The 13731-nt window shown below is 70.0% G+C and carries 14 protein-coding genes; all 14 read right to left on the bottom strand.

The window, feature by feature from the left end:
- Positions 1–205 precede the first annotated feature (205 nt).
- Positions 206–742 carry a DUF6099 family protein gene (locus OG782_RS29085; RefSeq protein WP_406455915.1) on the bottom strand — a complete coding sequence of 179 codons (537 nt, stop codon included), beginning with the start codon at positions 740–742 and terminating at the stop codon, positions 206–208.
- 125 nt (positions 743–867) lie between these two features.
- The gene (locus OG782_RS29080; RefSeq protein ID WP_406455913.1) at positions 868–1227 is read right to left on the bottom strand and encodes a nucleotide pyrophosphohydrolase; all 360 of its coding nucleotides are present in this window, start codon (positions 1225–1227) and stop codon (positions 868–870) included.
- Between the two features lie 139 nt (positions 1228–1366).
- The gene (locus OG782_RS29075) at positions 1367–1786 is read right to left on the bottom strand and encodes a cell division protein SepF (RefSeq protein ID WP_406455911.1); all 420 of its coding nucleotides are present in this window, start codon (positions 1784–1786) and stop codon (positions 1367–1369) included.
- Positions 1787–1869: 83 nt separating this feature from the next.
- Positions 1870–3174, bottom strand: a complete 1305-nt coding sequence (locus OG782_RS29070) for a cytochrome P450 (RefSeq protein ID WP_406455909.1) — start codon at positions 3172–3174, stop codon at positions 1870–1872.
- Positions 3171–3785: a GTP-binding protein gene (locus OG782_RS29065; RefSeq protein ID WP_406455907.1), complete on the bottom strand. Its 615-nt coding sequence runs from the start codon at positions 3783–3785 to the stop codon at positions 3171–3173. The genes OG782_RS29070 and OG782_RS29065 overlap by 4 nt, the downstream gene beginning before the upstream one ends.
- Positions 3763–4116: a DUF742 domain-containing protein gene (locus OG782_RS29060; protein WP_406455905.1), complete on the bottom strand. Its 354-nt coding sequence runs from the start codon at positions 4114–4116 to the stop codon at positions 3763–3765. Before OG782_RS29060 ends, OG782_RS29065 begins: the two co-directional genes overlap by 23 nt.
- The gene (locus OG782_RS29055) at positions 4113–4538 is read right to left on the bottom strand and encodes a roadblock/LC7 domain-containing protein (protein WP_406455903.1); all 426 of its coding nucleotides are present in this window, start codon (positions 4536–4538) and stop codon (positions 4113–4115) included. The genes OG782_RS29060 and OG782_RS29055 overlap by 4 nt, the downstream gene beginning before the upstream one ends.
- Positions 4535–5899 (bottom strand): ATP-binding protein, encoded by a 1365-nt coding sequence (locus tag OG782_RS29050; RefSeq protein WP_406455901.1) that lies wholly within the window; start codon positions 5897–5899, stop codon positions 4535–4537. The genes OG782_RS29055 and OG782_RS29050 overlap by 4 nt, the downstream gene beginning before the upstream one ends.
- Positions 5900–5961: 62 nt before the next feature.
- A complete protein-coding gene (locus tag OG782_RS29045; protein ID WP_406455899.1) occupies positions 5962–6960 on the bottom strand; it encodes an MBL fold metallo-hydrolase in 999 nt (332 codons plus the stop codon).
- Between the two features lie 351 nt (positions 6961–7311).
- A complete protein-coding gene (locus tag OG782_RS29040) occupies positions 7312–8481 on the bottom strand; it encodes a ricin-type beta-trefoil lectin domain protein (protein ID WP_406455897.1) in 1170 nt (389 codons plus the stop codon).
- Positions 8482–8608: 127 nt separating this feature from the next.
- On the bottom strand, positions 8609–9784 hold the full coding sequence (locus OG782_RS29035) for a Gfo/Idh/MocA family protein (RefSeq protein ID WP_406455895.1): 1176 nt from the start codon (positions 9782–9784) through the stop codon (positions 8609–8611).
- A gap of 42 nt (positions 9785–9826) precedes the next feature.
- Entirely contained in the window at positions 9827–11467 is a 1641-nt protein-coding gene (locus tag OG782_RS29030; RefSeq protein ID WP_406455893.1) for a twin-arginine translocation signal domain-containing protein, read from the bottom strand.
- 48 nt (positions 11468–11515) lie between these two features.
- Positions 11516–12472, bottom strand: a complete 957-nt coding sequence (locus OG782_RS29025; protein WP_406455891.1) for a carbohydrate ABC transporter permease — start codon at positions 12470–12472, stop codon at positions 11516–11518.
- Positions 12469–13479, bottom strand: coding sequence for an ABC transporter permease (locus OG782_RS29020; RefSeq protein WP_406455889.1), 1011 nt, complete (start codon positions 13477–13479; stop codon positions 12469–12471). The genes OG782_RS29025 and OG782_RS29020 overlap by 4 nt, the downstream gene beginning before the upstream one ends.
- Positions 13480–13731: the final 252 nt, after the last annotated feature.

Genomic DNA, 13731 nt, shown 5'->3' with positions numbered 1-13731 from the left:
CTCGCGCTCCTCTCCCGCTCCTTCCACGCGCCGCCGTGTGCGGGGCCTGAATGTCCCGCGCGCCGCCGCGTCCGGGGCCCCGGACGCCAGGCGCTCACCGCACGCCGGCTCCCGGCCCCACCGGTCCGCGCCCACTACACGCCGGCTCCCGGCCCCACCGGTCCGCGCCCAATACACGCCGGCTCCCGGCCCCACCGGTCCGCGCTCACTGCATGTCGGCTGCCGGTCCCACCGGTCCGTGGAGCACCCCATGAGGGCCGTCCCGCTCCCGGCCGCGCTCCAGATCCTGCCGGCGCTCCCGGTCCCGCTCGTCGAGCAGCCGGAGCATTCCGTGCACCCGGTCGGTCGACTCGTCGGCGGCGTCGATCGCCTCCATGCACTGCCAGTACAGGCCCTGCTCATCGGTCTCGCACGCCACGCCGACCAGGGCTATCCCGACCTCCCCGAGCAGCGCGCCCAGACCGGTCAGCGCCGTGCGCGGGTCCGCGACCTCGGAGAGCTGCACCGCCCGGGCCACCCCGGCGCGGGCCGCCGGGTGCTCCAGCGCCCCGTTGCTCCGCCCGCCGATCTCACTGAGTCCGCTCGCCTCGCCCCGTAACTCCTTGGGACCGCTCGCCGCCAGCCGGCTCCCGATCGCCTGGGCCAGGGCTTGCGCCTGCCAGGCCTCGGCGATGATGTCGGGCGTGCCCCGGCTCTGCGCCAGCGCCCTCCTGATGACCGCTACAAGCCGCTCCGCTTCCATCGGTTGCCCCCGTTCGACGCGAAAACCCGCTCACCTCTTCCATTACCCACAGTGAGGGTGGTGGTACCGAAAGGCCAGGGGATTTCGGAAATCTGTGGACACTCATTCAACTGTTCATAAATCGATCACTCCACAGAGTGACGATCTTGGTGGTCTGTCGGCTCCGGCACCGGAAAGCGGCCCTCATTCCGCTCGATCTTGGCCTCCAGTGCCGCCAGCACATCGATGCCCAGCACCTCGCAGAACTGCAGCAGATAGGCGAGGACGTCGGCGACTTCGTCCGCCACCCGGGGCCCCGTCGCGGGGTCCCTCATCACCCGCGCCGACTGTTCCGGCGTCAGCCACTGGAAGATCTCCATGAGTTCGGATGCCTCGACGCTCAGCGCCGACGCCAGATTCTTCGGGGTGTGGTACTGCCCCCAGTCGCGTGCGGCCGCGAATGCGGCGAGCCGTTGCTGCAGTGCCTGTACGTCGCGTTCTGTCACGGCCCCAGGTCTACCACCGCCGCGCCTGCGCCCCGCGGGCCCCCGGCGCGCGGGCGCGACGCCCCGCGCACCCCGCACAGCCGCACCCCCGCCGCGCAGCCGGGACGCCCGCGCATCCGCCGCGGCACCCCTGCGCCTCCTACGCCCCCGGCACGCCCGCAGCCGTCACGCCCTCGACCTCCATGCCGATGGGCGACAGCAGGAAGACATTGCGGTCCACCCGGTGCATCCCGCTGCCCAGCCCGAAGACGACACCGCTGGTGAAGTCCAGGATCCGCTTGGCCACATCACCCTCGGCGCTGGTCAGATCGAGGAGGACCGGGATCTGCGCGACCAGGTACTCGGCGACCTCGCGCGCGTCCGCGAAGATCTGGACCCGGAGCACCACCATGCGCCGCTGCTCGGCGCCCTGCGGCTCGTCCGGGACCGTGCGGTGGTCGACCCGGGAGGGCCACTCGTTGCGGCTGCGCAGCGGTACGACCTGAGCCAGCCCCTCCCACTGCTCGTCGGTGACGTCATACCTGTCGTACCTGCTCACCGGACCACCCCGTCTGTGCATCGGTTGGCGTTGCGCCGGCTGCGCTCACTGTTCATCGGGCAATTCTCTCGCCCCTCACCCGTTCGGCCTACCAGCGACACGGTTCAGGAGCCGATCGGCACGGCCGGTTCGCCGGCGCGCGCCTGCGCGGAGCTCGCAGCCGCCGTGGTGTCGAGGGGGGTGAAACGTACCGGCAGGTGTGCCAGGGCGCGGTGGAACGGTCCGGGCCGCCACAGCAGTTCACTCACCGGAACGGAGAGTTCCGCATCGCACAGCTGGCTGGTGAGCTGCTCGATCGCGGTCATCGCGATCAGCAGGGCGGGCTGCTTCGCCGGGCATCGGTGGGGCCCGGCCGACCAGGCGAGGTGGGCGCTGGCTCCGGAGCGCACACCGGTGTCCGAAGTGGCCGGTCCTGACTGGGTGTTGGCCGGTCCTGACTGGGTGTTGGCCGGTCCTGACTGGGTGTTGGCCGCTCCGAAGGAGACCAGGACGAGCTGTCCGGCGCGCAGCCGGACGCCGTGGAACTCGGTGTCGTGACGCGGATAGTGTGCGGCCAGATTGGCGATCGGCGGGGCCTGCCACAGGACCTCGTTGATCGCCTCGTGGGCGGTCATCGCACCACCGTGCAGTGAGCCCGCGTACCGCTCGTCGGTGAGCATGTGCAGGATCGCGTTGCCGATCAGATTGGTCGACGGATCATGGCCGGCGCTCATCAGCAGGGTGATCTGACGCACGGTCTCGTCGTTGTCCAGACGCGCCGGGTGGGCGAGGAAGTACGACGTCAGATCGCGGCGCGGCCGGGCGCGCCGGGCGGCGACGAGGCGGGTGACGACGTCGACGAGGTCGGCGTACGCGGCGGCGGCGCCCTCGGCCGAGTTCATCATCCCGCCGACACCTGCCACGATCCGTTCGCCGTCCTCGGGATCGACACCGAACCAGGTGACGAAGACGTGCAGCGGGAGCAGCCGGGCGTACTGGGCGATGAGGTCGCCGCTGCCGGTGGCGGCGAACTCGCCGATCAGCTGCTGGGCGACCCTGGCCACCTCGGCCCGCAGGATATGCGGTTCGATCAGGGCCAGGGTGTCGTTGATGGCCTCGCGGTAGCGGGCGTGCTCGGCGCCGTCGCTGAAGAGCGCGGTGGGCCGGTGGCCGAGCACGGGCAGCACCGGCGAGTCCGGGGGGACGGTCTTCTGCCAGGCGCGTGGGTCCTTGCTGAAGGTGTGGGTGTCGCGCAGCAGGTCGATGGCCGCCTGGTAGTCGGTGACGAGCATCGCCTCGACGCCGGGGGCGATCCGGACCGGTGCGATCGGGCCGTGCTCACGCAGCCTGCGGTAGTGCCCGAGCGGGTCGGCCGCGAAGCCCGGTCCGTAGAGGGCAAGGGGCTGCGGAGGCTGGACATACGGTGTCATGACGGGTCCTCGGGCTGCGGCATGCGGGTCAGCGCGTGTTCGGCCAGCGCGATCAGGGCGTCGATGCTGCCGCGGCGCTCCCTCGCGTCGCACTGGACCAGGGGGGTCCCGGCATCGAGGTCGAGGTGCTTGCGCAGGACCTCGTCGGTGTGGGCGGGTGCGTCGGGGAAGCGGTTGACGGCCACGGCGTACGGGAGTCCCTGTTCCTCGACCATGTCCATGACGGCGAAGGAGTCCCCGAGCCTCCGGGTGTCCACCAGGACGAGCGCGCCCAGCGCTCCGCGTGCGATGTCGTCCCAGAGCGGCAGGAACCGCTCCTGGCCGGGCGTGCCGAACATGTAGAGCACGAGGTCGTCGGGGACGGTGAGCCGTCCGAAGTCGATGGCGACCGTGGTGGTGGTCTTCTCGGGGAGTCCGGCGGTGTCGTCGAGCAGGGTGCTGGACTGGGTCATCGCCTCTTCGGTGTGCAGGGTGGCGATCTCGGAGAGCGTACGGATCAGGGTGGTCTTGCCCACGCCGAAGGGACCCGTGACGACGAGCTTCATCAGGGTCCGGGCGGCGGCGGGCAGATAGCCGACGCCGGTCCGGTCAGGGGAGGGAGCGGAGTCCAACGAGCAGCCTCTCGACAAGTGACCGGTCGATCTCCCCGGCACTGGGTATCGGCGGTCGGATGAGCAGAAGTCCGGCGGCCGCGAGATCCGTGGCCAGGAAGACGGTGGCGCTGACCGGCAGGTCCAGATGGGCCGCGCACTCGACGACGGTGAGGGCTCCCGGTTCCAGCAGTTGGCACAGTCGGCGCTGCTGGGAGCCGGTGTCGTCCGGCAGGGAGGCATCGGTGCGTACGAGCACGGCGAGCCGGTCGAGTGCGGGGCCGGCGGGGCGGGACCGGCCGCCGGTGACCAGATAGGCGGGGATCAGACGGCGTGCTGGGCCGGGGGTCATGGCCGGGCGGTGGTGTCCGGTTGGCGGGCGGGTGCGTGCATCGCCCGGGTCAGCGCGGTGACCTGCACCTGCATCTGGTAGGCGATGTCGCCGAGTTTGGCGCCCGGTTCGGCGAACAGGGCGAGCGTGGTGTTCTTCCCGGCCGGGACGACGATGGCGAAGCCCAGGTCGGACTCGACGACCGTCTGGGCCAGTTGCGGGGCCTCGATGTCGGTGAAGGCCGTGGTGAAGGCACGGGCCGCGGCGTGCAGCGTGGCCGTCATCGCGGCGACCCGTTCGCCGGAGGCCCGGTCGAGGCCGGCCGACGCGCCCTCGACGAGGCCGTCACCGGTGGCGACCACGGCATGCTGGACCCCGGGCAGTTCCAGCAGCGGGGTCAGCACCCATGCGAGGTCACCGGTGGTCGGGCTGGGGGCGCTCACGTCTCGTCGTCTCCTTGGTCGTCCTGGTCGTCCAGGTGTTCGTGGCCGTCCGAATCCGGTGCGGGGGCCCGCCCGGTGACGCTCCTGCCGTTGAGGGTGCCCTGCTGGAGCGCCGCCCAGGAAGACTCGGCCTGCTCCGGTGTACGGGAAATCTGTACGGGGGCCGGGGCGGCGGCCAGGGCAGCGGCCGGGGCGGGGCGCGGTGCGCGCCGGCGCCTGCTCGGCAGCCCCGAGGGTTCCGCGGGGGCGGGCTCCGGCGCGTGGTGTTCGGGCGCGGCCGGGGCGGCCGGTTCCGCGGGAGCCGGCTTCGACGACACGGGTGCCGGTACCAGGGCGGAGAGGTCGCGGTCCCCCTCCAGCACGGTCAGCAGGTGCGCGGGGACGCGCAGGATGGTCCGCATGCCGCCGAACGGCGAGGCCTCGATGTGGCAGTGGAAGCCGTACTGCACCACGAGCCGGCCGATGACCGCGAAGCCGGTCTGCGGCGGGTCGCCCAGCTCGGTCAGCAGCACCTCGGACGGGCCGGCGAGCAGGGCGCGGGCCCGGTCGAGTGCGTCGTCGTCCATGCCGATGCCCGCGTCGTCGACGACCAGGAAGGCGCCCCGGCCGCCGCTCTGCTGGACCGTCACCTGCACATCGGTGTCGGGGTGCGAGTACGCGGTGGCGTTGGCCAGCAGTTCGGCGAGTGCGATCGCGAGGGGTTCGGCGGCCCGGGCGGCCAGCGCGAGCCGCTCGTCGCGCAGATGGTTGGCGACCTTGATGCGCTCGTAACCGGCGACCCGGGACTGGGCACCGAGCACGACCTCGACGAGCGGGGAGTTCTGCCGGGCCAGGCCGGGCCAGGCGTCGCAGAGCACGGCGGTGGACTGGGTGCGGCGCAGCGCGAGTTCGTTGCGGAAGTCCAGTTGCAGGATGCGCGGGTCGTCGTACTCGTGCTGGAGCTCGTGCAGCAGCTGCTGGGACTGGTTGAGCAGGGACTGGATCTTGGCCGAGGTGCCGCGCATCGCCGCGCGGGCGGCCGCGTCGACGCGCTGCCGCTCCTCGGTGACCGCGGTCCGGGCGGCCTGTACGGCCTCGGTGAGCAGCAGGGCGGCGGCGCCGTCGACCTCGGCCGCCTCCCGCAGTCCGGGAACCTGCGCGCTGGGGTGGGAGAGGGCGAGCGCGGCGGCCGGTATCCGCTTGCGCGCCAGCTGCCGTATCTCGTCGACGAGCGCCGCGGTCCGGGCCTCGGCGGCCTTCGCCTGGCGGTCGGACAGTTCGGCACGGGCCACGGCCAGCTGTTCCGAGCGCGCGGCCCCGTACGAGCGCGCCGTCGCCGTCACAGCGGCTATGACGGCGATCACCGCCAGGATCCATCCCATGCCGTTACCGCGTTTCTGTCGTCGGGTCGGTCCTGCGGCCGGGGCGGCGGAGGACCTGGCGGTCAGCCCGCCCGGCCTGCCGTGCCACGGGCCTGCTCCACTTCCTGCGCGATGGCGGCCACGTCCGACATCACCTGGAGCACGCTGGGCAGTTCGGATCCGTCGAGCCCGCGGTACTCGCTGCCTATCGTCACCACCAGCCGCTCGGGGAGCCCCAGTTCGGGGTGGCGTCCCTCGCCGATCACCCGGCGGGCCGCCTCGATGGCGGGCACTCCGGCGGCGTGGAACGCGTGGGCGCGCTCCCGCACGTACTCGAGGTAGACGATGTGGTCGCGGACCCCGGCCCGGTCGAGAACGGGGCCGTGGCCCGGTACGACGGTCTCGGCGCCGGTGTCCAGGATCTGCTCGCAGGCCGCGATGATGTTGCCGATCGGGCCGGCCCAGTGGATCGGGTGGTCGCCGGGCTGCTGCGGCGTCGACGAGAAGATGATGTCGCCGCTGAACACGACGCCCTGTGCGGGCAGGTGGACCATCAGGTCCCCCACGGTGTGCGCGGGCGGCAGGGCCGAGATGTGGACGGGGTACTCGCCCAGGGTCAGTTCGAGCTCCCCGGTGAAGTAGGTGGTCGGCCGGACCGGTTCGGTCTGCGACCAGTCGAACGGGCCGAAGTGACGCCCGAGGTACGCGCCGAGGTCGGTGGCCGGATCACTGCCGTTGACCAGTGCGTGCTGCTGCTGCGGGGTGGGCTCGTAGTGAATGTGCTCCTTGGCCTCACGCGTCGCGATGATCTCCGCGTCCGGGAGGACCCCCGCGCCCCAGAAGTGGTCGCCGTTGGCGTGCGTGACGATCACCCGGTCGATGGAGACCCCGTCGGGGAGCAATTTCGTGCTCTCGGCCAGGAACTGCCCCGCCAATACCGCGTCATAGGGGGTGTCGATCCAGAGCGCACCACGGGGCGAGACGAGCAGACCGCAGTTGGCCAGCCCCCAGCCCCGCTTCGGCGGGAGCCATGCGTACAGGCCCCGGCCCAGGTCAACGACGTCTCCACCCGTGATCGGCATGGACGCGATTATGCCGACCGGTTTCCGGCCGCGCGTTCGAACCCGGCCACATTGCTCACCGGTTGGCGTGAAACCGACCCTTACGCACGCCTACGGCCGCTGGCCGGTGACCGTACGAGACCGGGGAAGCCCTGCACCACAGGGAATGATTCGGATGATCAGGCGGAAAGCGACCGGACATGTTCACTTGCGTCACCGGTGCGCGGCGGGCCGCCGTCAAACCGGAAAGGGCCGATTACCCACCGAGCATGGCTGAAAACCGACGCTGAAAACCCCCCGCCGGACCGCTGGGAACGGTCCGCCGGGGGGCTCGTCGCTCAGGGCGCCGCGCTCGAACTCGAACGAGAGGCCCTAGTAGGTCGCGGGCACGCTCCACTGCTGGTTGGCGCCGCCGTGGCAGTCCCACACCTCGAGCGCCGTCCCGTTCGTGGTGACGCTCCCCGGGACGTCGAGGCAGCGGCCGGAGGCCTTGTTGACGAGTGCGTGCGTGGAAGCGCTGTACGTCCACTGCCGGGCCGGATCGGTGACCGCCCCGCCCGCACCGGTTCCCGCACAGTCGCGCACCCGCACGGCCGCGCCGTTGCCCGTGCCGTCCGCGGTGAGGCAGTAGTCGGACGGCAGGCGCAGCGTGCCGTCGGCCGCTCTCACCCAGGCCTGGTTGGCGCCGCCCGAGCATGTGTAGAGGTCGGCGGCGACACCGTCCGCGACACCGCCGAAGGCGTCCAGGCACTTCCCGGCGGGCCCGGTCACCGCGCCACGCACCGAGTTTCCGACGGAGAGGTTCTGCACGGTCGCACCGGCGGCGACATCGATCCGGGTCGCGCAGGCGTTGTCGCTGCTGGACGTGGCGGCGACCGCGCCGGTGACCGTACCGCCGTTACCGGTGGGCACCCCGAAGCGGGCGTCGCTGAACGGCTGGTCGTAGCAGGTGGCGCGCGGGTTGTTCCACTCGAAGTACTCGGTCCAGTCGACCATCCCGGACGGCGAGATCGCGGTGGCCGGGGTCTTGACGGTGCCGAGCTTGTACGAGGCGCCCGTGGTGGCGTCCGCGACGGTGGCGCCGAACCAGCCGCCGCCCTCGGCCGCGACCTTGAAGGTGTAGCGGTGGCCGGCGGTCCAGTCGAGGTTCATCCGGCAGCTCATGCCTTCGCCCTCCCCGCCGAAGGACTGGCACCAGCTCCCGGTGGAGCCCGCCGTGGCCTCGGAGACGTCCCAGACGGAGAAGAGGAACGTCCGCTTCGACCCTCCGTTGGACTGCATCCCGATGTACGCGCCGCTGCCCTTGTCGAAGCCGAACTGATGGCTCCAGAAGATGTTCGCCCGGTATCCGGGGTCGTGCAGGACGGTGGTGGACCAGGTGACGTCGGTCAGTACCGGGGCACCGGAGAAGGAGTAGTTGGTGTAGGTGCCGGGAGTCGTGCCGAGTTCCGCGGCCTGTGTGGGGGGCGCCGTGCCGAGCAGGGCCAGAGCGGCTGCCGCGGCGGTGGCGGTGATCGTGCCGAACAAGTGGCGCAGGGTCATGCGTTGCACCTGCTTCTGATGGGGGGAATGGGGATCGTTGCTCTTGCATGCACCGGCTCGGTGCATCTCGTGCGGTGAAACCCGCCGGACAGGGCCGGGGCCCTGTCCGGCCATCCCGGTCAGATCCTCAGGAACGGACCTGACCGCGTTCGAAGTACGCGATCAGCTCGGGGTCGAGGGCCGGCACGTCGTGGGGCGCACCGCCCTCGCGCAGGGAGCGGGTCGCGAGGACACCGGCGGCGACGCTCATCCGGGCGGCGACCGGCGAGGTGTCGGTGACGCCCCCGTCGCGCACGAACCGGCAGAACTCCTCCATGATCCGGGTGTCGCCGCCGCCGTGCGAACCGCCGGCCTCCGGCACCCGGTAGGTGATGTCGGCGTCGGCGCGGTAGCCGCTGGGGCCGGTGTTCCACACCTTGACCTCGTCACCGGGGCTGTCGCCGAAGTTCTCCAGCCGCCCCTCGGTACCGATCACGGTGTAGTTGCGCCAGTAGTCCGGGGTGAAGTGGCACTGCTGGTAGGCGGCGACGACGCCGTTGTCGAGCTGCATGTTCATCACCGAGACGTCCTCGACGTCGACGATGTGGTGCAGGTCCTTGCGGGCCGTCGGCGGCCAGTCGAACTCGCGCAGCCAGTTGTCCGGGCGCGGGGTGCCGGCCTCGCGACGCGGCAGGTCACCGTAGACGAGCAGGTCGCCCAGCGCGTTGACGCGCTTGGTGTAGCCGCCGGCCAGCCAGTGCAGCACGTCGATGTCGTGCGCGGCCTTCTGGAGCAGCAGTCCGGTGGTGCGGGTCCGGTCGGCGTGCCAGTCCTTGAAGTAGTAGTCGCCGCCGTAGCCCACGAAGTGGCGTACCCACACCGCCTTGGGCTCACCGATGTCGCCCCGGGCGATGATGTCGCGCATCAGCCGCACGACGCCCATGTGGCGCATGTTGTGGCCGACGTAGAGCCGGGTCCCGGTCTCGTACGCGGCGCGCAGGACGTTGTCGCAGCTCTCGACGGTGATACCGAGCGGCTTCTCGACGAAGACCGCCTTGCCGGCCCGCAGCGCGTCGATCGCGATGACCTCGTGGGTGTCGTCCGGGGTGGCGATGATGATCGCGTCGAGGTCGTCCCGGTCGAGGAGCAGCTTGTAGTCCTCGACCGCGACATCGGTGCCGAAGCGCTCGGCCTCGCGCCGGCGCACCTCGGGGTCGAGGTCGCAGACGGCGGTGATCGCCGATCCCTGTCCGGGGTGGTGGGCGGACATCGCGATGGAACGGCGCAGGCCGAGTCCGATGACACCGAGTCGCAGGTCTGACACGGGAGTCCCTTTCTCTGTATGTACGGGTCGTGCGGGCGGAGACTACTTTCCGGCGAGCGAGGCCTCGAACTCGGCGCGCATCCTGTCGCCGCCGCCGGAGCGCCACTTGCTCAGCTGCTCCTTGAAGGCGGAGAGCGGCTTGCGGCCGGCGACGATGTCCAGCTGGCAGTCGCTCATCGCGGTGGTGAGCGAGGGGCTCTTGCTGGTGGACGTGTCGGAGAAGTGGCCGCTCGTCGGGTTGGTCTGGCTCATCTTGAGGAGCTCCTGCTGCCAGCCGTGGATGTCCGCGGCCAGCTCCGGCTGGCCCGGCAGGTAGATGTACTCGGGACCCGCGGCGAGGAAGGCCAGCGGCATGGCCGTGGTCACCGCCTCGGAGTTCCCCTTGGCCGTGAGCTTGACATCACCCTTCGCCGTACGGGTGTAGTGCTTGCCCTCGATGCCGTTGTCGAGGAAGAGCCGCTCCTCGGTACCGAAGGGGGCGGCCAGGTAGTCCATGACGCCCAGCAGCATCTTCACACGCTTGGCGTCCGCCTTCTTGCTGATGGCGGTGTAGCCGACCGAGCCGTAGCCCATGCTGTACCTCGGCCGGGCACCGGCCTTGGCGGCGAAGGGCACGATGACGCCGAACGGGAAGTCGTACGTCTTGACGTCCACCAGGAAGCTGGGGAAGGACTGCACATAGGCGCCGAGGGAGCCCTGCGCCATCTTCTCCATGGTGGTGCTGAGGTTGGGGTCCGGCCAGAAGAGACCGGCCTTGGCCACCTTGACGGCGAAGGCCAGGGCCTCCTGGTACTCCTCCGTCTCGTACATGTGCGTCAGCTTGCCGCCCTCGAGCCGCCAGCCGCTGGGCGCGCCGAACCACTGGGCGAACTGGCCGATGTGGTTCACGTACGCCGGCTCCAGGACGTACTTGTTGCGCTTGGGGTCCGCGAGCTCCTTGCCCTTGGCCAGGAAGTCCTCGGCGCTGCTGAACTCGGCGCCGCCGACCGGCTTCCAGAAGTCCTGGTTGACGACGTAGACCTGGCCCATGGAGCCGTAGGCCACGGTGACACCGCGGATCTTGCCGTTGACGACGGCGGTCTTCCACGCGGTGGTCGGCAGGTTCGCCAGGTTCGGGTAGTCCTTCACCGCGTCACCCGAGAGCTGCGGGGTGAGGTCGTGGAACTTGGCGTCCAGCAGCTCGGGAACCCGCTGGATGCCCTGGTTCGGCGGGAACCAGACCAGGTCGGGTATGTCCCCGCCGGCCATCATCGCGTTGAACTTCGTCAGGTAGGCGTCCACGCCCTGGTCCACGACGATCGTCATGTCGAACTGCGCCCCGAGACGCTTGTTCAGCTCCTGCCAGTAGGCGTTCTTGGCCTGCGGCGGGGCGGGGGTGGTGAACGTCTCGGTGAGGGCGGTGATGCGGCTGCCGTCACCGGGCGCCTTGGCCACCGACTTGGTGAGGGCCTTGGGGTAGCGCAGATAGGTGGCGTCGAGACCTGCGGCGTTGCCCGCCAGGTCCGCGGGGGCGGTCTGGGCGGGAACGTACGTCGGCAGCTTGAGCTTGGCCGACGCCTTGGAACCGCCCTTGCTGACCGTGGCTCCGCTGCCGCAGGCGCTCAGGGTCGACAGACCGGCCACGGTCAGGCCGGCGATTCCCGCGGCGCCCATGAAACCGCGCCGGGACAAGTGGGTGGACATGGGGCTCCTTGAGGTGTGAGGGGTGCGGGACGGCGGCGCGGGGGCTGATCAGCCCTTGATCGCACCGGTGAGGACGCCCTTGACGAAGAACTTCTGCAGGAAGGGGTAGACGCAGAAGATGGGCACGATGGCGATGATCAGCACGGCCATCTGCAGCGAGGTCGCGGGCGGCACCGCGTGGACGCCCATGGCCGAGGCGTTGATGCTCTGCCCGTTCAGGACGTAACTGCGCAGGATCACCTGGATGGGGAACTTGCTGGAGTCGTTGAGGTAGAGCACCGCGTTGAAGAAGCTGTTCCAGTACCCGACCGCGTAGAACAGGCCGACCACGGCGAGGACGGCCTTGGACAGCGGGAGGACGATCCGGAAGAGGACCGTGACCTCACCGGCGCCGTCGATCCGCGCCGCGTCGTACAGCTCCTCGGGAATGCTCTGGAAGAAGGAGCGGACGACCACGATGTTGAACGCGTTGAGCAGCACGGGAAGGATCAGCGCGGCGTAGGTGTCCAGCATCTTGAACTGCTGGACCGCCAGGTACGTCGGGATGATGCCGGGCGCGAAGAGGAAGGTCCCGAGCACCAGGAGCAGGATCGGCTTGCCGAGGACCGTGCCGGGGCGCGAGGTGCCGTACGCGATCATCACCGTGCACGCCAGGCTGAGCGCGGTGCCGACGAGGGTGATGAAGATGGAGACCAGCGCGGCCTGCGTGACGACCCCGCCGGAGAGGATGACGCGGTACGCCTCCAGCGTCGGGTGGTGCGGCAGCAGTACGTAACCGCCGTTGGCGTTCAGCTCCTCGCGGCCGGCCAGGCTGGTGCCGATGGCGAGGACGAACGGGTAGAGCACGATCACGGTGAGGACGACCAGGGCGGCCGCCTTCGCACCCTGCCCGTACCAGTGCGGGCGCTCCATCCACGGCGGCCTGCCGTGGGAGGCGCGGGGACGCCGGCCCCGGTCGCCGGACCGCGCGGTGCGCAGCCGGGTCGCGACGGACTGCTGACTCATCGGTAGACTCCCTGCTCGCCGAAGCGGTGGGCCAGCTTGTTGGCGGCGAGGATGAGGGCGAATCCGATGACGCCCTTCATCAGGCCGGCGGCGGTGCTCATGCCCCAGTCGCCGTCCACGACGCCGTGGAAGTAGACGTAGGTGTCCATGACTTCGGAGGCGTCCGGGCCGACGGCGTCACGCTGCAGGATGATCTGCTCGAAGCCGACCGAGAGGATGTCGCCGAGCCGCAGGATCAGCAGCATCAGGATCACCGGCCGGATGCCCGGCAGGGTGATGTGCCAGATCCGGCGGAGCCAGCCGGCGCCGTCCATCGCGGCGGACTCGTACTGGCCCATGTCGATCGAGGCGATGGCGGCCAGGAAGATGATCGTGCCCCAGCCGCAGTCCTTCCAGATGGCCTGCGCGGTGATCAGGAACTTGAAGGTGCCGGGGTCCGTCATCACGTTGCCGATGCTGACCCCGTGCTCCATGAGCAGCGTGGTGACCGAACCCGCGCCGCCGAGCACCTGCTTGAACATCGCGACGACGACGACCCAGGACAGGAAGTGCGGGAGGTAGACGACGGTCTGGATGAACCGCTTGATCTTCTCGCTGATGAGCGAGTTGAGCAGCAGCGCCAGCGCGATCGGTGCGGGGAAGTACAGGAGCAGCTGGATCGCCGTGATCTGCAGCGTGTTGGAGACCGCGCTCCAGAACTCGGGTTCGGCGAGCAGCGCGGTGAAGTTCGCGAGGCCGACGAACGGGCTCTGCTTGAAGCCCAGGAACGGCTGGTAGTCCTGGAAGGCAATGACGTTGCCCGCGAGCGGCAGGTAGAAGAAGAGCGCAAAATACAGCACACCCGGCAGACAGAAGAACAGGAGCGCCCGGTCCCGTTTGAGGCGGTATCGGAGCGGCTGCCGTATTCGGTTCTTCCTGTCCTTCCTCTTGGCGGGGCGGTCCGCGTCGCCGGGGTCGCGGGGCTGCGGCACGGACGACCGCACCGCTGTGACCGGCGCATCTGCCATCGTCACAGGCACCTCCAGAGCTGATGGAGCAAGAGAAACGTCCCGCATACGTGGAGGCGGCGCACACCGGAACGAGGTGTGGCCGCTGCTCCTTCGCGGCGACAGGCACATAGTTCACGACTGCGCACCCCGATGGCAAGAGTTGTTCATTTCACAGAGGTAACGAACATCTATTGGCAGGGAAAAGTCAGCCCGATCAAGATCGCAAAGCACCCCAGGACTCGAAAATAGGCACAGAAGAGACACCATTCG

The organism is Streptomyces sp. NBC_00876, assembly GCF_045207435.1.
Lineage (GTDB): Bacteria > Actinomycetota > Actinomycetes > Streptomycetales > Streptomycetaceae > Streptomyces.
This window is presented reverse-complemented; position numbering and strand designations above follow the sequence as displayed.